Source organism: Ruminococcus sp. 1001713B170207_170306_F1 (assembly GCF_015668065.1).
Classification (GTDB): Bacteria; Bacillota; Clostridia; order Lachnospirales; family Lachnospiraceae; genus Blautia_A; species Blautia_A faecis.
On record NZ_JADPEX010000022.1, the window covers coordinates 57,861 to 78,249 of the forward strand.

General features: G+C 44.1%; 21 protein-coding genes. 6 read left to right on the top strand and 15 right to left on the bottom strand.

Annotation, left to right across the window (positions count from 1 at the left end):
• Positions 1 to 18: 18 nt before the first annotated feature.
• The 7 genes from rpsF to I4V84_RS13585 form a co-directional block, all read right to left on the bottom strand.
• Complete coding sequence (gene rpsF, locus I4V84_RS13555) at positions 19 to 306, bottom strand: 30S ribosomal protein S6 (RefSeq protein WP_117851485.1); 288 nt, start codon at positions 304 to 306, stop codon at positions 19 to 21.
• A gap of 109 nt (positions 307 to 415) precedes the next feature.
• Positions 416 to 610 (bottom strand): DUF951 domain-containing protein, encoded by a 195-nt coding sequence (locus tag I4V84_RS13560; protein WP_173715669.1) that lies wholly within the window; start codon positions 608 to 610, stop codon positions 416 to 418.
• Positions 611 to 665: 55 nt separating this feature from the next.
• Entirely contained in the window at positions 666 to 1,394 is a 729-nt protein-coding gene (locus I4V84_RS13565; RefSeq protein WP_118583678.1) for an NAD-dependent protein deacylase, read from the bottom strand.
• Positions 1,395 to 1,533: 139 nt separating this feature from the next.
• Positions 1,534 to 2,400, bottom strand: coding sequence for a class B sortase (srtB, locus tag I4V84_RS13570; RefSeq protein WP_195992527.1), 867 nt, complete (start codon positions 2,398 to 2,400; stop codon positions 1,534 to 1,536).
• Positions 2,401 to 2,697: 297 nt separating this feature from the next.
• A complete protein-coding gene (locus tag I4V84_RS13575) occupies positions 2,698 to 4,218 on the bottom strand; it encodes an AAA family ATPase (protein WP_195992528.1) in 1,521 nt (506 codons plus the stop codon).
• Entirely contained in the window at positions 4,215 to 5,567 is a 1,353-nt protein-coding gene (locus I4V84_RS13580) for a VWA-like domain-containing protein (RefSeq protein WP_243284105.1), read from the bottom strand. Before I4V84_RS13580 ends, I4V84_RS13575 begins: the two co-directional genes overlap by 4 nt.
• Positions 5,568 to 5,610: 43 nt before the next feature.
• On the bottom strand, positions 5,611 to 6,030 hold the full coding sequence (locus I4V84_RS13585; RefSeq protein ID WP_243284106.1) for a hypothetical protein: 420 nt from the start codon (positions 6,028 to 6,030) through the stop codon (positions 5,611 to 5,613).
• A gap of 200 nt (positions 6,031 to 6,230) precedes the next feature.
• Between I4V84_RS13585 and I4V84_RS13590 the strand changes: the two genes are divergently transcribed.
• The gene (locus I4V84_RS13590; protein WP_118583670.1) at positions 6,231 to 7,460 is read left to right on the top strand and encodes a 6-phosphofructokinase; all 1,230 of its coding nucleotides are present in this window, start codon (positions 6,231 to 6,233) and stop codon (positions 7,458 to 7,460) included.
• A gap of 266 nt (positions 7,461 to 7,726) precedes the next feature.
• Here the strand turns inward: I4V84_RS13590 and I4V84_RS13595 are convergent, their stop codons facing one another.
• From I4V84_RS13595 to I4V84_RS13625, 8 genes are all read right to left on the bottom strand, one after another.
• On the bottom strand, positions 7,727 to 9,115 hold the full coding sequence (locus I4V84_RS13595) for a nucleobase:cation symporter-2 family protein (protein ID WP_173715675.1): 1,389 nt from the start codon (positions 9,113 to 9,115) through the stop codon (positions 7,727 to 7,729).
• Between the two features lie 144 nt (positions 9,116 to 9,259).
• Positions 9,260 to 9,670, bottom strand: a complete 411-nt coding sequence (locus I4V84_RS13600; RefSeq protein ID WP_195992535.1) for an ATP-binding protein — start codon at positions 9,668 to 9,670, stop codon at positions 9,260 to 9,262.
• 196 nt (positions 9,671 to 9,866) lie between these two features.
• Positions 9,867 to 10,169 carry an STAS domain-containing protein gene (locus I4V84_RS13605; RefSeq protein WP_195992536.1) on the bottom strand — a complete coding sequence of 101 codons (303 nt, stop codon included), beginning with the start codon at positions 10,167 to 10,169 and terminating at the stop codon, positions 9,867 to 9,869.
• Positions 10,170 to 10,324: 155 nt separating this feature from the next.
• A complete protein-coding gene (locus I4V84_RS13610) occupies positions 10,325 to 12,037 on the bottom strand; it encodes a S8 family peptidase (RefSeq protein ID WP_195992538.1) in 1,713 nt (570 codons plus the stop codon).
• Between the two features lie 44 nt (positions 12,038 to 12,081).
• Positions 12,082 to 12,228: a DUF6783 domain-containing protein gene (locus I4V84_RS20725; RefSeq protein WP_334286099.1), complete on the bottom strand. Its 147-nt coding sequence runs from the start codon at positions 12,226 to 12,228 to the stop codon at positions 12,082 to 12,084.
• A 17-nt stretch (positions 12,229 to 12,245) separates the two neighbouring features.
• Complete coding sequence (locus tag I4V84_RS13615) at positions 12,246 to 13,007, bottom strand: prolipoprotein diacylglyceryl transferase (protein ID WP_195992540.1); 762 nt, start codon at positions 13,005 to 13,007, stop codon at positions 12,246 to 12,248.
• Between the two features lie 16 nt (positions 13,008 to 13,023).
• The gene (locus I4V84_RS13620; protein ID WP_195992542.1) at positions 13,024 to 13,818 is read right to left on the bottom strand and encodes an arginase family protein; all 795 of its coding nucleotides are present in this window, start codon (positions 13,816 to 13,818) and stop codon (positions 13,024 to 13,026) included.
• The gene (locus tag I4V84_RS13625; protein WP_195992544.1) at positions 13,806 to 14,621 is read right to left on the bottom strand and encodes a DUF308 domain-containing protein; all 816 of its coding nucleotides are present in this window, start codon (positions 14,619 to 14,621) and stop codon (positions 13,806 to 13,808) included. The genes I4V84_RS13620 and I4V84_RS13625 overlap by 13 nt, the downstream gene beginning before the upstream one ends.
• A 231-nt stretch (positions 14,622 to 14,852) precedes the next feature.
• Here I4V84_RS13625 and I4V84_RS13630 point away from each other — a divergent pair, with 231 nt between their 5' ends.
• From I4V84_RS13630 to I4V84_RS13650, 5 genes are all read left to right on the top strand, one after another.
• Entirely contained in the window at positions 14,853 to 15,635 is a 783-nt protein-coding gene (locus tag I4V84_RS13630) for a GDSL-type esterase/lipase family protein (RefSeq protein WP_173718863.1), read from the top strand.
• A complete protein-coding gene (locus I4V84_RS13635) occupies positions 15,632 to 16,210 on the top strand; it encodes a DUF4358 domain-containing protein (RefSeq protein ID WP_243284107.1) in 579 nt (192 codons plus the stop codon). Before I4V84_RS13630 ends, I4V84_RS13635 begins: the two co-directional genes overlap by 4 nt.
• A 13-nt stretch (positions 16,211 to 16,223) precedes the next feature.
• A complete protein-coding gene (locus I4V84_RS13640) occupies positions 16,224 to 17,612 on the top strand; it encodes an MBOAT family protein (RefSeq protein WP_195992546.1) in 1,389 nt (462 codons plus the stop codon).
• A gap of 49 nt (positions 17,613 to 17,661) precedes the next feature.
• Complete coding sequence (locus tag I4V84_RS13645; RefSeq protein WP_195380056.1) at positions 17,662 to 18,912, top strand: DHHW family protein; 1,251 nt, start codon at positions 17,662 to 17,664, stop codon at positions 18,910 to 18,912.
• Between the two features lie 371 nt (positions 18,913 to 19,283).
• Positions 19,284 to 20,378, top strand: a complete 1,095-nt coding sequence (locus I4V84_RS13650) for an ABC transporter ATP-binding protein (RefSeq protein ID WP_173715683.1) — start codon at positions 19,284 to 19,286, stop codon at positions 20,376 to 20,378.
• Positions 20,379 to 20,389 lie beyond the last annotated feature (11 nt).

Below are 20,389 nucleotides of genomic sequence, written 5' to 3' on the forward strand. Positions count from 1 at the left end.
TCCGATTATGCAAAAAGATTATGCGTCTTTTCTGACAACTAAGTATCTTAATACGTTGTCCATGATACGTACATGTCTTTCTACTTCTGCCGGACACTGTGCGTCTGCCTCAAACTGAATAAAGTAGTAGAAGCCTTCATGCATTTTCTGAATCTCGTAAGCTAATTTCTTCTTACCCCATTCTTCAACGTCTGTGATAACGCCATTGTAACGAGTGATGTATCCTTTAGCTTTCTCAACTACTGCATCACGTACTTCGTCTTCAACTTTTGCGCTAACAACTAATGCTAACTCGTACTTGTTCATGCTTGTCTTACCTCCTTATGGTCTGTTGGCCCTTTGCCTGTCAAAGAGCAAGGATATTTTATATATCACGATTTTTGATTCTAACATACTTTTTTCAGGCTGTAAAGCATTATTTTTCCTTTTTTTGAAGATTTTTTGTGTTTTTCTCCACCATCTTCCGCGGTACCATGATCTGGTGTCCACAGCCCATACATTTCAGGCGAAAATCTGCACCTACTCTTAAGATTTCCCATTCTTTGCTGCCGCATGGATGACCCTTCTTCAATGTAACAATATCTCCAACTTCATAAACAACTGCTGCCATATATAAACTCCTTATTTACCTGCTTCATTTCTGCTTTAGAACCTTTTTCAGCACACTATTTTTTTACTTTTATCTGGGAAAACACCTGTCCGATAGGCTCCTTGATCAAAAGATCTGCATACCGATCTCTTGGGGTCGGGGACTTGTTGATCACTACCAGATGTTCTCCGGAAAAGTAATCGATCAATCCTGCCGCAGGATAAACTGCCAGGGACGTCCCTCCTATAATAAGAACCTGCGCCTGGGAAATAGCACGCACAGACTCATTGATAGTGCGGTCATTCAGTCCTTCTTCATAAAGAACCACATCCGGCTTGATAATTCCACCGCAGGAACACCTTGGAACCCCTTCCGCTGCTTTCATATATTTGAAGTCATAGGATTTCCCACATCTCATACAGTAATTCCGGTATACACTTCCGTGAAGCTCCAGTACATGTTTACTGCCTGCCATCTGATGCAGATTATCAATATTCTGGGTGATAACTGCTTTCAGCTTTCCGGCTTCTTCCAGCTCTGCCAGCTTCAGATGAGCTGCATTCGGCTTCGCTGTATCGCATAGCATCTTGTCCTGATAAAAACGATAAAATTCCTCAGGATGACCCATGAAAAAGGTATGACTTAAAATAGTTTCCGGCGGATAATCATACTTCTGATTATAAAGTCCGTCCTGGCTTCGAAAATCCGGGATCCCGCTCTCCGTAGAAACTCCTGCTCCTCCGAAAAATACAATATTATCGTACTGGTCGATCAGCTCCTGAAGCCTTTCCACTTCCTTACTCATGTCCATTCCTCCAATCATTATACGGTACACATTTTTCAGTAATATGCTTTCCGATATCTCTCTCAAAATCCCTCTGCAGCCCTGCAGAAATTTCCCGGCCGTTTACAGGTCTGCATGCTTTTTTCAAGAAGATCCGATTCTAATTATCACCTGTCTGCTTCGTGCTGTCTGATTTCTTCACAACATCCAAAGTATCCACTCTTTTTCCCTGAACCACATAACGGGTAGACTCATTACCGGTACATGTGGAAAGGGTAACGATCTTGTCGTCTACGCCCAACTCACCTGGTGTAGTCTTAACATCAGAATAGGAGACTATTTTATTCATATAATCCACAAACTCCTGTCCAGGTCCCTTAAACAGTGTATATGTATCACTGTTTACCGCTGTGGTATACGCAGAAATAATCTCATACCGGTAAGTCTTCTCCGGGGTAAATATCCAGAAATATTTGCTCTTATTGTAAGCAGAATCATCCTTGCTGAAATTCTTCAGCTGTCCAAACATAGTTCCATTCTTCATATTGTGACCGTATACCAGCGTATTGCAGTCACTGAAATCTGCCTTATTCTCATAATCAATGAAAATAGTTCCGGCAAAATTATAATTCTTCTCATAAGTCATATGAAGATACTGGTCATTGTCAGTTCCCTTTACCACCGGATAGCTGACACCATCAAGTGCCTCCACATAGATCCAGCCGATCACATCTGTATTAATGCTTCGAAGAGAATCAAAATCAATATCCAGCGGGGCCTTCAGAGACGGTCCGTCTGGTCCTGCTGCTTCCTCACTTTCACTGGTACTGTCCTGATCCGGATCACGCTCTGTCACCGCCATCTGGGCAATCGCATTATACTCATCTGAGCCTTTCTTATACTCTGTATAAATGTGATAAAGATTGTATGCCGCGTAGCAAAATATACAGATTGCAGCAATCAGTACAATTGTGAGAAATATATCTCCTGCTTTTTTCTTCTTTTTGGGTTTCTTATCTTCGCTCATGGCAACCTCCTTCTACCAATATCATTCACATAATCTGAAGTTTCGCATATATAAAACTTTTAAAGTCTCTCTATATTATATAGGCTATAAAATTTTCCTGCAACCTCTGTCTCAGGATATATTACCAGTGAACAGCAACAGTTCCTGTTCACCGGTAACATTCCGCGAGGTGTTTTTTGTGAACAAAGTTCACAGAAAACCCGAGAATTGCGGCGCGAGATCATGCAAAGCATGATTTCGCGATCAGATTATTATACACGCCATACCTTCAGCATCAGTAATTCCTACATTCTTCACTTATTCTTCCAGCAAATCCCTGCACTCTTTCCTCAGCTCATTTTCTTTTTTGCTGTAAAGCAAAAGTTCACAATGTTTAAAATAAGAAGGACAGCCATACTGAGAGATGAAAATACTGCATCTGTCATCTCCTGTCAGTCCGGTTTCAAACAACAGCAATTCCTGCCCTTCCCCAAAGCACTCTTCTAGAAAAGAAAAGGCTTGTTCCAGCATCTTCTTCGTTTCCTCAAGTTTCTCGTTTCGTAATCTGCAAACATTGCCAAACCTTTCGCCGATTTGTTCTATTCCTTCTGCCACGTCAGAAATATGCAGCTCTTTCAACTGAAAAAAATACTCTTCCAGAATTCTGATCTGTTCCTCTTCCCTGGCAGCTTCTTCTGCTGTCAGAAGCTCTGAACAGATTTTCGCATCTAGTGCTTTTCTTCTGGAAGCAACAAACTGTTCCATAGCTTCTACGCTGTTCTTTTCCTGCAAAAAAATCTTCAGCAATTTAAGATTTTCGTATAGTTTTTCTGTCTTTTCATCTATTTTCTGAAAAACTGAAATTCTTTCTGTCACAGCTTCAAGAAGCATTTCAGTTACAGCAAAGCGTTCTTCAAAAGATGCTTTTTTTCCCATATCGCAACAAGTCTTCAATTGCCCGGAAATTACATTTCCATCAAGAATTTCCTGTATCTGATAATCAGATTTATACTTCTCATACAGTCTGTAATAACCGGCAAAATCTCTTGCAATTTCCTCTTTTTGAAGGAATTCCCCAATCAGTTCCTCTCCGATTTCCACTTGCAGTTCCTCATAACTTTTCAGGATTTCGGAAAGATCCTCCCAACCTCTGGCAGTCACAAAAAACTTGCCATCTACTGTATTTTCCACCATATAAAAATTCTCTTTTTTAAGGGAAAGATAGGACAAAATTGCGCCATGTATGCCCTTTTCCCCCGCATATTCCAGCCATACATCTGTATCTGCCTGTATGGAAATCTTTCTTACACGATCCAGCGTAACAATGTCAAATTCCCGGACCGATTTGTTGTATGCAGGCGGATTGCCAGCAGCTACAATAATCCATCCCTGCGGCACCTTATGGGTTCCAAAGGTCTTGTTCTGCAAAAACTGCAGCATAGCCGGGGCCAACGTCTCTGACACGCAATTGATCTCATCTATAAAAAGGATTCCCTCCTTTTTTCCCGTTTGTTCCATGTACTCATACACAGAAGCAATAATTTCACTCATGGTGTATTCTGTTATATCAATTTCCATTCCACCGTAATTCCTGGTGACAATTTTGGGAAGTCCTACTGCACTCTGACGAGTATGATGCGTGATGGTGTAAGCCACCAAGCCCACCTTACATTCGGCTGCGACCTGCTCCATAACTGCAGTTTTCCCGATTCCCGGCGGACCGATCAGAAGGATTGGGCGCTGCCGTACCAAAGAATAGGTATAAACTCCATTCCCGTCCTTTTTCAGATAAGCAGAAAGGGTATGGATAATCTCATTTTTTGCGTCTTTGATATTCATATTTTTATCCTTTCGCCGATAACCAGTTTATAAGCCCAGTCCGGCACAAGTCTCATATTTTCCGTCTTTTTCACAAATACAAAGGCCGTTTCATAATCCGGTTTCTGTCTCGGATAAATCCCATCTCCGTCAGTAAAGTAGATCAAAGCCTTCAGATTCTGCAATTCCCGCTTCTCCTGTTCCTTTCTGATCAGTTCAAAAACAGGCCTGAAATCGGTTCCGCCCCGTCCCTGTATGGTTATCTTCTGCATATATTCTTTCCATTCTTCCTCTGAATGGATCACCTGGTACCACTGAATACAACAGTCACATTGGACAATATATACTTTCATTTTCTTAAAAAAATTCTCCCGGGTGCTGAGGATCTGGTAAGTCTCTCCAAGGAATCTCCGGACCAGCTCCTTGGAACAGGAACCAGAGGTATCAATGGCGATCACCAATTCCTCCAGACGATTCACTTCTTTGTATTCCAACGGCTCGATCAGCGGCAGATTTCCATACTGCTCCATTCCAAAATTATAAAAAATATAATCAAAGCTATCCTCATCCAATTGGATTTCTTCCCTGGGAAAAGCAAATTTTCGGAGAAATTTCCGATAATCATATCGGCTTTTGTACAGTTCCTCCAATTCCTCTTCTTTACTTCCAGAACTTGCTCCGATCCGATGCTTCTGCCGCTCCCTTCCAAGGGTGGTATATGTAAGAATCTTTTCCCACCTGCACCGTTTTTGTTCCCTTTTCCATGGATTTACACTCCATAAAGAATGATCATCAAAAGAAAAAAGAGATTCCAGCTCTTCAATATTAAAAGGGAATTTTTCCTGTTTCAGAAGCTGATAAAGTACCTGAGCAGAGCAATTTCTGCCTTTAAAAAATTCAAAAATCTGTCTTCTTTTTTGCAGTTCTTCTGACGAATATTGCCATAAATTTTCCGGAATATTCTGCCAGATCAGAAGCTCCACAGCCAGATCACAGGCCACATTCCACAATCTTTCTTCCATCTTTTTGTCAGAAAAAGGATGCTGATAAAGACAGTGAAACAACATGTGCAGGCAGCCTCTTTTCAGCCTTTCCGGCTTCTCTGCCCAGATATAGATCAGGAATACAGGGTCTGCTATTATCCTCTCACCGTCAGTTCCAATTCCATGGATCCAGGACTGCAAAGAGTTCTCATTTTCCATGCTGTTTGGAGACATTTTTGTCTCCACAACCGCCGAAAGGGCTGCTGATGCATAAGAAAAAAATGGAAATCTTGCACAGATTTCACTCCTGCAGGTATGCAGGATTTTCATTCCCATTTCCTGGTATTGCCTTTTTTTCTTTATGAAACTGCCTGTATTTTCAGACATTTTTCTTTCTTTATTATCCTGCATAGTTTCGTTTTCTTTCCTGCTAAAGGTCAAATTTTTTCTCTTTATATCCGTATTTCTGATCCTTTAACCTCATCAGCCACACCAGGCTCTCCAGCTTTCGCTCTCTTCTGGCAGTACAGATAAAAGTCTCCAGTTCTTCTGCTCCAAACCAGCCAAAACTCTCCAATAGCTCCATTTTCCCCACGTTCTCTTCCCGGATCAAAGCTTCCATAGCAGGACGGATTCTTCGCTTCAGATACTGACCATAGGCAGTTTTTTTCTCTTCTTCGCACTCATTTGTTAAAAAAAATCCTTCCAAAGCGCAGGCAAGCCGAATCCGCTCCTGTCCTGTTGTCTGGAATTTTTCATACCGCATATCACGCTCTTCTTCCATATATAATCCCAGCTTTCTTGCAGTTTCCCTGCTTCTTATTATAATCCATCCTGCCTTTTCCCACAATCGTATTTTTCGTTACTGGTCACGGAATAAACAGTAACTATTTTTCTCATTTGCCACATACGCTCTCTCCTGTTATAATAAAAATACCAAAGCGTGTTTTTGAAAAATCATTCCAGCAAGATGCGCGTCACAATTTGCGGTATATTTTGCAGAAAACCTTTTTCAAACAGGCGCTAAGAACAACAGGAGGTTTCATTAAAATGGAAAAAAAGAACTTGATCGTCGGACAATCCGGCGGACCTACTGCAGTTATCAACAGCAGCCTTTATGGTGTAGTTTCTGAGGGCATAAAACAGGAAGAAATTGGACATGTTTATGGCATGGTAAACGGTATTGAAGGATTTCTGAAGGGCACCATCCTTGACTTTGAAGAAGCACTTCCCGGGGAAAAGCTGGAATATCTTACCTACACTCCAGGCGCTTACCTGGGCTCCTGCCGCTATAAGCTTCCGGAATCTCTGGAAGATCCGGTATACCCAGAGCTTTTCCGCAAATTTGAGGAGATGAATATAGGCTGGTTTTTCTACATCGGCGGCAACGATTCCATGGATACTGTGAGCAAGCTTTCCCGCTACGCAGCCATGATTGGCAGTGACATCCGCATTATCGGAGAGCCGAAGACCATTGACAATGATCTTGTGCATACTGACCACACTCCTGGATTTGGCAGTGCTGCCAGATATGTGGCTTCCACAGTTCGTGAAATCACCCTGGATGCCAATGTTTATGAGAAAAAATCCGTGACCATCGTAGAAATCATGGGACGTCATGCCGGATGGCTCACAGCAGCCAGCGCTCTCGCCCGCAAATATACCGGCGATAACCCGCTTCTTATTTATCTTCCTGAAACAGCCTTCGATACAGAAGAATTTTTGAAAAAAACAGAAGCCTGCTTCGAAAAAAACTGTAATGTTGTTGTCTGCGTTTCCGAAGGCATTCATGATAATAAGGGAACTTTTATCTGCGAATATGACAATTCTGTAGGCACCGATACTTTTGGTCATAAAATGCTGGCAGGCTGCGGCAAATATCTGGAAAACCTGGTGCGAAGCCGACTTGGCGTGAAAGCCCGCTCCATTGAACTGAATGTAAGCCAGCGCTGCAGTGCCTCCATGCTCTCTGACACAGATCGCCAGGAGGCCATTACAGCCGGTATTTTCGGCGTTCAGGCTGCGCTGAAAGGCGAAACTGGAAAAATGGTATCTTTCATCCGTCAGGAGACCTCTAAGGGCGTTTACCAGATGAGATGTGGACTTGAGGATGTCAATGAAATCTGTAATGAGGAGAAAACCGTTCCTCTTTCCTGGATCAGCCAGGACGGTTCTGACGTGACAGAGGATTTCATCCATTATGCACGTCCGCTGATTCAAGGGAATGTAGAACTGCCTATGGGCGAAGACGGACTTCCGGTCTGCGTATACAGAAAATAACGTTACCAGTGGACAGTAACAAAATAACCCCGCCGTTCTGAGTTCAGACCCTGCAGAGAATTTCCCTATACGGTATCATGATTTAAACAGGGCGAAACATATTCTACATGTTTTTCTTGTGGCTCACAAAAAAGAAAAGAACTCCTTTCTCTATAAGATCAGTTAGAGCGTGTTTAAAAAAGGCTCTAACTGATCTTACAGAACAAAGGAGTTCTTACTTTTTTTATTTTTCACACAATCAGCAAGAATCCATGATTTCTTCTGCCTTATTCCTGATCATTTCCAAACATCTTATGATCTTCTTCCAGTTTCTCCTGAACCTGACTGTCATAAATTTGCTCTTCTTTCTCCTCATCCCTTGACTTGGGCAGAATCAGGTTCAGACAGACTGCTATGATCGTTGCCAGCACAACCGGAGATTTCCCGAAAATAGTAGTCACCCATGCAGGAAGTGTGGCAAGTGCTGCATTTGCCTGGGAAACGCCCACACCAAGTGCTGCAGCCAGACCTACAATGGAGGAATTACGGTAATCCATCTCCGCAGAAGCCACCAGCTTCATACCCGTCATAGCAATAGATGCAAATACGGAAACTGTGGCACCACCCAATACGCACTGGGGAATCGTGGTCAGAAGTGCCGAAAATTTCGGCACAAATCCGGCAATTCCAAGGAAAGCAGCTGCCAGTCCCAGAACCCAGCGGTTGATAACCTTGGTCGTGGTAACAATACCAACGTTCTGGCTGTATGTTGCAGTTGGAAGTCCTCCAAACAGGGCTCCAAGAATATTGGTAATACCATAAGCTACAATACCACCCTGAAGCTCTGAATCCTTGGGAGTCCGGTTCATAGCACCGATGGTAGTAGCAGAGTAGTCACCAATTGCCTGAATCGAGTTAATTGCAAAAAGCAGTCCGATGGCTACACATGCAGAAATCTCAAAATGCACTCCGAAGTGCAACGGCTGTGGTACCTGGAACACACTTGCCTTACCCACGCTTGAAAGATCCACCATTCCGAATGGAATGGATACCACATATCCGGCCAGCATACCAATCAGAATAGAAGAAAGCTTCCAGATTCCTTTTCCAAAGTGGTTCAGGACCGTTACCACTGCAAGGGTAAAGAAAGCCACCAGCCAGTTCTGCCAGGAGCCATAATCCGGATTAGAGGTTCCACCAGCCATGTAGTTGATCGCAGTGGGATACAGGGAAAGTCCGATGGTAAATACCACTGTTCCTGTGATCAGAGGTGGAAAAAATACCCTGATCTTTTTTACCATAATTCCCATGATAACGGCAACAACACCGCCTACAATCTGGGCTCCCAAAATAGTATCAATTCCGTACCCATCCGCAATGGCCTGCATACTTGGTACGTATGCGAAGCTGACACCCATAATGATGGGAAGTCCTGAACCAATCCTGTACTTCTTCCCAATGGGAAAAAGCTGGAGCAAAGTAGACAGCGCAGCAACTACCAGAGCTGCCTGAATAAGAATGACCTGATCCTTATTCTCAAGCCCTGCTGCGCCTGCCACAATAATGGCAGGGGTGACACATCCCACGATCATTGCAACAACATGCTGCAACGCAAGAGGAAGGGCTTCCTGTATCCGCGGGATACCATCCGTTTCAAAAATACTGCCTCTCTTCATAATATTTTCCTGCTTTCTTTTGTTTTATACAGTATACCAAATAAGGCGTACAAAAACAATTAGGTTGGCTTAAAATATTTTGATTTAATATTCACAAAAAAGTCAGTCTCTTTTTGTAAACATTTATCTTTTTTGTTTTTAATCTTATACCAGTTCTTTTTTCATGGTTAAAATATTCTGTCCGTCAGCGTATTCATAAGAAAGCTCATCCATGGTTTTCTTTACCAGAAAAATTCCAAGCCCTCCAATTTCTCTGTCTTCAATATCCAGTGTAATGTCCGGATCTTTGTTTTCCAGTGGATTATAAGGAATTCCCTGGTCTATGAAAGTCAATGTGATTTTCGGCGGATTATCTTCCATTTCAATTTGTATTGTGGCATTTCCGCTGCCCTTCCCATAAGCATAATAAGCAATGTTTCCAAATATCTCATCTATGGCAACATCCAGCTGCATCTGAACCTTCAACGGACAATCCTTTTCTTCCAGCACTTCATTTACAAATTCCGTAACTTTATCTACATTCTCTATCTTTGCTTCCACTGTAATACTTTTCAAATTTTACAGCTCCTTTCCCATACGCTACCAAGGCTTCTGTTTCCATCCCGCCTGGTAACCATACCTTTTTTCTAAACTATGCAAAAAAGAATCCTGCACTAAACACAGAATTCCTTTATTTACATGCTCGCTGAACTGGTCTCTTACATGGTAAGTTCTCTGCCCACAAAAAAACCTGTCAGACCTGCAGCGCGTGTTACTCTATTGTTAAAATATCCGTAAATCCTGTAATCTCAAATACTTCCTTTACAACTTCTCCCACATGGATCAGTTTCATACTTTCTTTTTTATTCATAACTTTCTGCAATTTCAAAAGCACACGCAGGCCAGCAGATGAAATGTACTCCAGATCTGCAAAGTCAAGCACCAGTTCCTGTGTGTCTGCCAGTTCCTGCTCTGCAAAAACATCCAATTCAGGAGCTGTGGTTGTGTCCAGTCTTCCTGACAACATTACAGTATCTTTTGTTCCTTCATTTTTCTTTTCAATCTTCAGGCTCATATTCTTCTCCTTTTAAATCGGATTATTTTCACAGCTTTTCTCTTATGTCTATCAATTACTCTGATAAAACATTCTTCGTAAGGTTTTCACCGTATTTTATGGGTTTATTATACAAAGAATCAATATTTTGTGTCAAGTTTTATCAAGGCTTTTTATCACGCCAATAACTCAAATGTATGATAAAGATCCATTCTCCCAAATCCCCAGTCCCGATTGGGATACTGCATCCGTTCTTCACGCTCCGCCCCTCGTGTAATATAATTTTTCACGCTCGAGCCGGTAAAATAGGGTTGATTCCCACGTATCACCGCCCATTCGAACAAAAGTGCAGCCGCACCGGCAGTCTGAGCGGCAGAAAGGCTGGTGCCGGAGGCATTTCCGTAAAGACCGTTTAACAGGGGTACCCGGATCTGGACACCTGGGGCTGCTACCTGTGGAACTACATTTCCATCTGGCATAAAGCCTCTGCTTGCCTGGACATACAGGCTGTTGTCACGATACTGGTAAGCAGTCACGGTAATACTCTCCAGTGAATCTCCAGGTGCCGTCACTGTATTATAAGGCGATGGTTCCAGAAAATAGGTTTCCTCCGAAATCAGCCCCTGAACCGGCAGCCACATATGAAATCCTACATTCTGCCCATCTCTTCCTCTAACAAAAATACGCCAGATTCCAGGTACCGGCTGGATAAATTGAAAATATACCAGCGTATATCCGGTCTGCCTCTCAATAGAAACATAATTTACCTTCACCCTTGTTTCCACAAAGACAAAAGATAATTCCTGCGTCACCGCCCCCAGTGAAGCGCTGATATCCAGAATTTCCCCTGTAGGAGACTGCAAAGAAAGATTATAAATTTCTGGCGGCTCGCCCCAGAATTCCATGGTAAATCCTGGCTCCTTGTTTCCAACGCGAAGCTCCGCCAATGCCTGGTTTTCTCTCTCTGTAAGGCGGCCTGCGTAATGATGTCTTGCCGCTCCCTCATTTCCAGCTGCAACAGAAACTGAGATCAGCGAATACTGGGAAATATAATCCACATAAAGACTCAGTGGATTTTTCCCGATATGTGCTCCCTGGCTGCTGCCAATTCCAAGGCACAGAGAAAGAGGTATTCTTCTGTCATTCGCAATTCGCACTGCAAAATCCATTCCCATCATAATGTCATTTTCCTGGAAAAGCTCCGCTTCTGCAGGGAAAAGATAGAACTCCCGGAGATATTTTTTCGCAGGCTTCACTTTCACAATGATCAGTATGGCTTCTGGTGCGGCTCCAGAAAAATTCTCCTCAGGAAAATAATTTCCAGCCGCAATAGCAGCCATTCTGGTTCCATGGCCATCCGTATCCACAGAGGGCACAATTTCCAGAGGATTTCCGGAAGCCAGTGCCTGATCAATATCCTTTTTCCAGAAGACACGACCATAAGGCACTTCTTTCCCATCTCCCTCTAAGGTCTGGTCCCAGATGCAAAGGATTCTGCTGCCCATTTCGTTCTGAAAAACCGGATTCCGATAGTCAATTCCGGAATTCACAACCGCAACAGCTGTTCCGCTTCCTTTCAGCTGAAGGTAGGGATGTTCCTGAAGCCGGGTAATTCCGGAAGCACTAAGGCCTCCAAGATCCATATGCGTATAACATTTTGGAATAGAACTGTAGGAATACGTATTGATATTCCACCTTCCAATTTCTGTCAAGGGTGCATAAACTACCCCGTAAATTCCGTTTATTTTCTGAAAACTAAAACCTGGGACATCGCCCAGGTCTTCCTGAAAATCGTCCATATATTTTACAATAAAATCCGCATACATCTCGTTCTGTGCCGGTGAAACTGACTCCTGCATACTCAAATTGCCCGCGTCTTTATTTCCCATAACTGCCCCTTAAAGCTTTTTCATTTAAGAGTATGCTTTATTTTTCATTTCAATGACTTAAAGCCTGTTTGAAAAATCATTCCTGCAATCTGCACGCCCCACTTTGCGGTATATTTCACCCGAATTCGGTTGTCGTAGCCCGCTACGACGCCCTCATCCGGGCAAAATCTCCCACAAATTGTGACGCACATCTTGCAGAAAGCCTTTTTCAAACACGCTCTAGAGCGTGTTTCCTCTGTACCAGAAGCACAATTCCTGCCAAAAATGTAAAGACTGAAATAAACTGCGACGTAGAAAGCACTCCCACACTTCCTCTTGCCAGATCTCCGCGGAAAAATTCCAGCACAAATCTTCCTGCACTATAAAAAATCAGATATGCCGCCGCTGTCTCTCCATCTTTTTTCTGGCTTCTCAAAATCAGTAGCAGCAAACCATAATGAAGAAAGTCAAGAATACTGGAATAAATCTGCGTAGGAACCAGCGCCACCCCATTTGGTGCAAAAGCAGACGTATGAAACGTAATAGAAAAAGCACCTGACGTTTCTTTTCCGTAACAGCATCCTGCCAGCAGACACCCAATTCTTCCAAATCCCTGTGCAAGTGCTACAGAAGGCATTAACGTATCAAAAAACTTCAGAAAATTCAGTTTTTTTACCCTGCAATATACATACGCCGTGAAAATTCCACCAACAATTCCACCAAATACCACAAAGCCATCGGTCAGAGTAGCACTCAGAAACCCAGGATTTTCCAGGATACTTTTCCATTCTGTAATCCAATACAGGATCTTGGCGCCCAGGAATCCTCCCACTACGCACCATACCACCAGATAAAAAACGTGTTCATAGGGCAGTTTCCGCTTTTTTGCCCTGTATTCTCCGGTAAAATAAGCTGCCAGAATTCCAATGGCGATCATCAGTCCGTACCCATAGACCGTAAATGGACCAATCCGCAGAAGTTCATTTTTCATAAATTATTCTCTCCACTCAAAACCATTTTTTCCAGAACCTTAAAAGTTCCTTGTTTGCATGATCATTTTTAGGACTTTCCATACTCTTATCCGGATCACATTCCCCGCAGATATCCACTTGCAGGATTTTTCCATTCTCTTTTTCAAAATGAGAGCACAATGCCAGAAGTACTTTCAACATCTCTTCTAAAGTCATATCTCCTTGGCTCCAGGTAGTGGCTGCCTCCTCCGGACAGAGCACATCCTTATCAATGGAAATATACAGCGGTATATTGGCAGGAATTTCCAAGCTTCTGATCAATTCTTCCTCAGAACCTTTTTTCTCAGCCATATACGGCCTTGCCTCAGCCAGCCTCTCTCTGGACAAAAAATGCACTCTGTCCTTAAAGGGTTCTTCCACCTGCCCGTACGCTTCCTCATCCGGCCCGATCAGCCAGACCTCCTGAAGCTTTTCTACCTCTTCCAGTGCACTTGCAATCCACCCCCCGCAGGACAAAAGCCCTCCGAAAGCAGGAAGCTGCATGTCTGTATGATTGTCAAATACCAGCAGGTTGAAGGGCTCTTTCACCCGCCCGATCCCGATTCTGCTCATATAATGATAATTTCCGGAATCAATAAAATAAATTCCGGAAACCGGATATTTTTCCATTCGTTCCAGAATCTGCGCCTGGGCATCTCCATCGCAATAGCAGTTGGTTCCTGAAATATCACTCAGGTCTATCCAGGAAATCTGCTCTCCCTCATAGAACTGCTCTTCCTGGTAAATTCCAGAAAAATCCATGATCACAATGTTCCGCTTCAATCCTTCCATTCCTCCAGAATTTCCTCTTCTTCCTGCTTCTGATCCGCCTGCTTTTCCAGATCGGTCTGCTCTTCCTGATCTGTCTGCTCTTCCTGATCTGTCTGCTCTTCCTGAGCACCTGTATTTTCAGCACCAGATTCGACTGTCTCCGTGTCAACCTTCTTCGCAGGTTCAAAACCTGAGTCCGGTGTTTCAGCATCTTTCACAGCCACATCAACATCTGTCACTTTATCCTCTTTCTTTCCATCACCAGCTGATCCATCCTGAATCTCTTTTTTCAGCCCGTGTTTCAGAATCAGATAAAAAATAATATCCAGCACCCCGTTCGCCACAAAAATACATCCTGAAATCTGCACGGTCATCCTGATTTCAGAAAATGGATTTACAAGGATCAACACTCCAAGTCCTATAAAAATCAGACTTTCAACCAGAAATGCCTTCCAAACGCCCTGCCCGCGCTTCTTCAGTTTCATACTGCCGCGCATCATCCAGATGCTGTCCACCAGAATAAAAGCTCCCAGCATAAGAGTCAGCAGTTTCACAACCACAGTTGGATTCATAAACAAAAAGATACCGATCACCAACACGATCACACCGGAAAAAAGATCCAATATGGTAGAATTATCCTTTTCCAGAACAAAGATCAGAATGTGATAAACACCGGCCCCGATCAGAACCAGCCCAAATACCACCTTGCACAGAACATTCACCGTTTCTACAGGCATCAATGCCAGACACAGTCCAAAAAGAATATAAAATACAGATGTTGGAATCTGTCCTCTTAAAATTTTGCTTTTCTTCTCTTCCATCATTTAACCTCCTGTTATCCTCCGGTTCTTTTTGGACAGTATAAACCTTTTCGTGAAATTCGTCCACAAAAAGCCGGAAAAAGAGTATAATTTCCTATATAAAAAATCCATTTTTATACTTGAAGTTTTTCCCTGTGGTATTATAATGAATGTCGAAGGAAAATGAATTATGTCGTAACTGTTCAAACAGGGAACAGTTCCATTATATCTAATTTTTTATCGGAGAATTAAATTTTGAAAAATATTAAAAACAACAAAACCATTCTTGCCGTTATCCCAGCTGTCGTAGTGCTGGCTGCAGGGGTAGCTTTTTTTTGCTCTCGTTCAGGCAATACTGACAAACAATGTCAGGAAACAGTTGAACGTCTTCAGAAGCTTGAAACAGCCGATATCTCCAGTATAGAGGATGCGATCCGTGCACTTTCCGAGAAAGAAAAGCCCACCGGATCGGACTCAGAGGAGGGTGTTCTTGGCGATATTCTCACAGATGTACAAATTAAACAGGCATTTCAGGGAACTGTTATTGTAGGAGACTCTATTACAGAATCAATTGCAGAATATGGTTTTCTTGACACCAGTATTGTAGTTGCCAAGCTGGGACTTCGTATTGACGATGCAGATGACCAGATCAATACCGCCATCAGTCTGAATCCAAGCGTATTTTTCCTGTCCTTTGGAGCAAATGACCTGGAAATTTACAATGGTGATTCCTCTGCTTTTATTGACGCCTACCGTGTGAAAGTGAAACAGATCCAGAATGCTCTTCCGGATACTGCCATTTACATCAACAGCATTCTTCCCATCCAGCAAAGCGCCATCGACCAAAGTCCTGCCCTTGCTTATTATGACAGCTTTAATCAGGCACTCAGGGACTTTTGTGACGAAATGGGATGCACTTTTATAGACGATACATTCCTTGTAGACGAAAGCATGTATGAGCCGGATGGTGAGCATATGGTTTACAACTACTACCCCAAATGGCTTACTTATATGGCAGAAAGGGCAGGTCTCGTATGAAGCTGAATACCAAACGAAATATCCTCTCAGATTTTTCCGGCAAACTGAGCGGCAATCTGAAGAAAAATAAAAATCAGGGAACCAGCATCCTTTCTGATTTCAAGCTTACCGGTTCCCTTATCATAAAATCCGTCATGGTAATTTTCCTGGTTGTCTATCTGGGACGCCTCTATGTGTCCGACTACGCAGCAGACATATCCATGGACAAAATATCTGCATCCCTTGAACAGGTTTCCGGTGTTACGGACCTTAGTGAGCCAGGGGTTTCCGGTCTTCGCCGTTTTTATCAGATTGATAAGAATGACATAGACAGCTACTTTTTCCGTAAAGCAGCCTCCCCAATGTCTGTAGACGAAGTTCTGGTAGTTAAGGCTAATTCTTCTTCTGAGGCAGGCGCCTATTTAGAAGCAGCTCAGGCTCATCTTGAAAGTCAGAAGAACATTTTCGAAGGCTATGGAACTGATCAGATGGCACTTCTCGGAGAAGCTTCTGTAGAAAAGCGCGGTGCCTATGTCTGGTATTTCTGCGGTGAAAACGCCCAGGAACTTCGCCAGGCTTTATTATCCATGATATAGGAGAATTGACGTTATGGTATTTAACAGTGTAATTTTTATATTTTGTTTTCTTCCCATATTTCTGCTGATCTACTATTTCGTGCCGGCCAGGGCCCGTAATCCGGTACTTTTCGCAGGAAGCCTTTTCTTTTATGCATGGGGAGATCCTACCTATCTGGTTCTTATGCTGTTTTCCAGCTTTTTCAATTATTACATGGGCAAAGAGCTTGGGAAAATAACCGATGAAGATCCGTCCCGCAAGCGAAACCTTATTTTCGCAGTAGTGATCAACCTTCTGATCCTGGGATTTTTCAAATACTGGGGATTTCTTCTTGATACCGTCAGCGGTGTCACAGGACTGAAGCTTACCTATCCGCAGCTTGCATTGCCCATCGGACTTTCTTTCTATACCTTTAAGAATCTGTCCTACATCCTGGACATCTATATGGGAAAAACAGAACCCTGTAAAGGATTTTTTCCATATGCCGTATACAGCACCATGTTTCCGCACATGACAGCCGGACCCATTGTCCGCTACACTGACATTTCGGAATCCATCAGCCGCCGCAGTATAAACACAACGCGCCTCGGTGCAGGTGCAGAGCTCTTTATCAAGGGGCTTTCCAAGAAGGTTCTCCTTGCAGACAATCTTTCCGCTCTGTACACCACCCTTCAGTCTTCCGGTACTACCTCTTTTGTGGGAACCTGGCTTGCCATTGGCGCATATACACTGGAGCTGTATTTCGATTTCAGCGGATATTCCGATATGGCCATCGGTCTTGGACAAATGCTGGGCTTCAATTTCAACAAGAACTTTGATTATCCTTACATTTCCACCAGCGTCTCTGAATTCTGGCGCCGCTGGCATATTTCTCTTGGAAGCTGGTTCCGTGATTACATCTACATCCCACTGGGAGGCAACCGTGTTTCCACAGGCCGACATATCCGCAACATCCTTGTGGTATGGGCACTTACCGGTCTCTGGCATGGCGCCAGCTGGAACTTTGTGTTCTGGGGTGTTTACTACGGTCTCCTTCTTCTGGCAGAGAAATTCCTTCTTGGACGTTTTCTTGAGAAAGCACCTGTCTGGCTTCGCAATTTATATACCATGTTTGCCGTGATCATCGGCTGGGTATTTTTCAGCCAGACCACACCTGCAGCCATAGGAAAAATGCTGGGAGCCATGTTTGGATTGGGAGCTTCCTGCTTCGCAGACCGTGCCTCCCTGTATGCATTGAAATCCGGACTGATCCTGATGATCATTTCCGTGATCAGCTGCCGTCCGGGGCTTTACCAGTATTTCAAGCGCCTTGCAAGACGCAATACTTACCTTGCCGCAGTGATAAACGCAATCCTGTTTTTCCTCTGTATTGCGTATATGATCTACAGTTCCTACACACCATTTATGTATCAGCAGTTCTAGAGCGTGTCTGAAAAAGTTCTGAACTGATACCGTATTAATTGGAGGACCCATGAAAAAGAAACCAAACGGATACCGCTATTTTTATCACCTGACCGGATGCCTTTTCGGAATCTTCATCCTGGCAGTACTGATAATCAATTTTTTAGTTCCGGACCGGGGCTTTTCCCAGAAGGAAAACCGTGTGCTGGCCTCCCGTCCGGCTATCAGCGTTTCACAGCTCACATCCGGCAAATTTGCTGACGGTTATGAAACCTATGTAAATGACCAGTTTTTTCTTCGTGACTGGTGGATCACACTGCGCGCCACAGCCCAGCGTATCCTTGGAAATACGGAGGAAAACGGTGTTTTTCTTGGCAAAAGCGGCTACCTGATGGAGGATTTTACAGCACCCTCCCAGGAACGTCTGAACCGTACCGTAAACGCTATGACAGATTTCGCAGCAAGGCATTCTGATCTTCCCCAGTATGCGCTGATCGCGCCAAATGCCGTGAATATCCTTTCAGATAAGCTCCCTGCCCTGGCTGCTGCCACTGACCAGAATCCTTATCTGGACGCAACTGCCGCTGCTCTTGAAAAGGCAGGTGTCACTTTCGTGGATGTGCGTGACACCCTTTCCCAGCACAAGGATGACGGAATTTATTACCACACAGACCACCACTGGACTACTCAGGGAGCTTACTTCGCTTATATGCAGCTTGCAAAGGTACTTGGAATTGATTCTTCTTCTATCTCCTACGACAAGCTCCCGGTTTCCATGAGCTTCCAGGGAACCCTTTCCGCAAAAAGCGGTTTCCGTGCTTCTGAGAAAGAGGAAATGGATGTCTTTCTTCCAAGAGATGACTCGGTTCCTTCCTCTGTTGTAAATTATGTAGACGAACAGAAAAAAACAGCCAGCTTTTACGATACCAGCAAGCTGGAAACCAGAGACAAATACGCCATGTTCTTTAACGGAAACCATGGCAAGGTTGTGATCACCACCCCTACAGAGGAAAACCGTACTTTACTTGTGATCAAAGACTCCTACGCAAACAGCCTGATCCCTTTCCTGGCGCCTTACTACCGCAAGATTGTTATGGTAGACCCTCGTTATTTCTATGACGATCTGGAAGAACTGATGCAGGTAGAGGAAATTCAGGAAGTACTTTATCTGTATAATGCAAATACATTCTATTCAGATACTTCCCTGGAGCTTGCACTTATGCCTCAGAGCAGTACAGATTCCACACCTGACAGCATTGAAACGGATAACACAGATACTGCTTCTTCTGACAACGCTTCTGCTGACAATCCAGAAGCTTAAAGCGTATCTGAAAAAGGCTTTCTGCAAGATGTGCGTCACAATTTGTGGGAATGATTTTTCAGACATACTTTAGTCTTATTTCCTTCTGCCAGACAGGCAGGAGGATTTTTTTTCCAAATTTCATTGTACAACTCATGCAAATTCGCTATAATTACTTTATTAAGCAGCTATTTTCTGCAAAGTGTTTTTTGGAACGCAGTTCGCAGAAATCCCAATAAAACAGAATCCTGCAAGCAGGATTCTCCGCCTGCGGCTGGTCGCCTCCAGCGACATCCAGCGCGTGTTTGAAAAAGGCTTTCCGCTGCAGTGCGAAGCGGGTAACTGTGAAGGTACTGGACAGTTACCTTTATTAAACATTTAGGAGCGAAATTATGAAAATAGTATTAGAACATCTCACAAAGCAGTTTCCGCCCCGTGGAAGAAAGGCTCAGGAGCCGGTCACAGCTGTAAGCGATTTCAATTTCGAAATTCCTGACGGTCAGCTGATCGGGCTTCTCGGTCCCTCCGGCTGCGGGAAAAGTACTACCCTGAATATGATCTGCGGCCTGGAGAAACCAACCAGCGGCAGAATTCTTTTCGGCGATGATGATGTGACTTCATTTCCCCCAGAGCGGCGCGGCGTTGGTATGGTATTTCAGAATTATGCACTTTACCCCCACCTCACAGTGAAGCAGAACATCCTCTTTCCTCTTCAGAATCTGAAAGGAAAGGACAAGCTTTCCAGATCCCAGATGGATGAGCGGGCTCAGAATGCAGCCCGTCTGGTGCAGATCACAGAGCTTATGGACCGACGTCCTTCCGAGCTCTCCGGCGGTCAGCAGCAGCGCGTAGCCATTGCCCGTGCACTTGTAAAAATGCCCCGCGTACTGCTTCTCGACGAACCGCTCTCCAACCTGGATGCCAGACTCCGCCTCCAGACCCGGGAAGAGATCCGCAAGATCCAGCGGGCTACAAAGATCACAACTGTCTTTGTCACCCATGACCAGGAGGAGGCCATGAGCATTTCCGACATGATCGTAGTCATGAAGGATGGGGTGGTACAACAGATCGGGAAGCCCCAGAACGTTTACGACAGCCCTGTAAATCTGTTTGTAGCCAAATTCCTTGGTACCCCTCCCATCAATGTATTCGAGGGACAGATCCGCGGCGGAAGCCTTTACATCGGTGAAAATGCAGTTCTTCTCACACCTGGGATCTCCGACCAGCCGGTTTCTGTGGGAATCCGTCCGGAGGGATTTATCCCCGATGAGAAGGGAGCGCTCTGCTGCCAGCTTGGCGGCATGGAAGTAATGGGCCGTGACATCTCCGTTGTCTCCACCCATGCATCCTCCGTAAATCCTGTGATCCGCTCCATCATCAGCTCTGACACCCAGATCCGGCTTGATGCAAAAACCGTCCGTTTTTCTATCAAGCCAAACAAGATCTTCCTGTTCCGGCATGATACCGGTGAACGGATCAACCTTTAAAGGGAGGCTCC

Coding starts and splice junctions, on each gene's coding strand:
- I4V84_RS13595 (WP_173715675.1), bottom strand. CDS start 9,115: ATGAAGAGAGGCAGTATTTTTGAAACGGATGGTATCCCGCGGATACAG.
- I4V84_RS13615 (WP_195992540.1), bottom strand. CDS start 13,007: ATGAAAAATGAACTTCTGCGGATTGGTCCATTTACGGTCTATGGGTAC.
- I4V84_RS13580 (WP_243284105.1), bottom strand. CDS start 5,567: ATGTCTGAAAATACAGGCAGTTTCATAAAGAAAAAAAGGCAATACCAG.
- I4V84_RS13620 (WP_195992542.1), bottom strand. CDS start 13,818: ATGGAAGGATTGAAGCGGAACATTGTGATCATGGATTTTTCTGGAATT.
- I4V84_RS20725 (WP_334286099.1), bottom strand. CDS start 12,228: ATGTGCGTCACAATTTGTGGGAGATTTTGCCCGGATGAGGGCGTCGTA.
- I4V84_RS13610 (WP_195992538.1), bottom strand. CDS start 12,037: ATGGGAAATAAAGACGCGGGCAATTTGAGTATGCAGGAGTCAGTTTCA.
- I4V84_RS13650 (WP_173715683.1), top strand. CDS start 19,284: ATGAAAATAGTATTAGAACATCTCACAAAGCAGTTTCCGCCCCGTGGA.
- I4V84_RS13640 (WP_195992546.1), top strand. CDS start 16,224: ATGGTATTTAACAGTGTAATTTTTATATTTTGTTTTCTTCCCATATTT.
- srtB (WP_195992527.1), bottom strand. CDS start 2,400: ATGAGCGAAGATAAGAAACCCAAAAAGAAGAAAAAAGCAGGAGATATA.
- I4V84_RS13590 (WP_118583670.1), top strand. CDS start 6,231: ATGGAAAAAAAGAACTTGATCGTCGGACAATCCGGCGGACCTACTGCA.
- I4V84_RS13645 (WP_195380056.1), top strand. CDS start 17,662: ATGAAAAAGAAACCAAACGGATACCGCTATTTTTATCACCTGACCGGA.
- I4V84_RS13635 (WP_243284107.1), top strand. CDS start 15,632: ATGAAGCTGAATACCAAACGAAATATCCTCTCAGATTTTTCCGGCAAA.
- I4V84_RS13560 (WP_173715669.1), bottom strand. CDS start 610: ATGGCAGCAGTTGTTTATGAAGTTGGAGATATTGTTACATTGAAGAAG.
- I4V84_RS13575 (WP_195992528.1), bottom strand. CDS start 4,218: ATGAATATCAAAGACGCAAAAAATGAGATTATCCATACCCTTTCTGCT.
- I4V84_RS13605 (WP_195992536.1), bottom strand. CDS start 10,169: ATGAGCCTGAAGATTGAAAAGAAAAATGAAGGAACAAAAGATACTGTA.
- rpsF (WP_117851485.1), bottom strand. CDS start 306: ATGAACAAGTACGAGTTAGCATTAGTTGTTAGCGCAAAAGTTGAAGAC.
- I4V84_RS13565 (WP_118583678.1), bottom strand. CDS start 1,394: ATGAGTAAGGAAGTGGAAAGGCTTCAGGAGCTGATCGACCAGTACGAT.
- I4V84_RS13625 (WP_195992544.1), bottom strand. CDS start 14,621: ATGATGGAAGAGAAGAAAAGCAAAATTTTAAGAGGACAGATTCCAACA.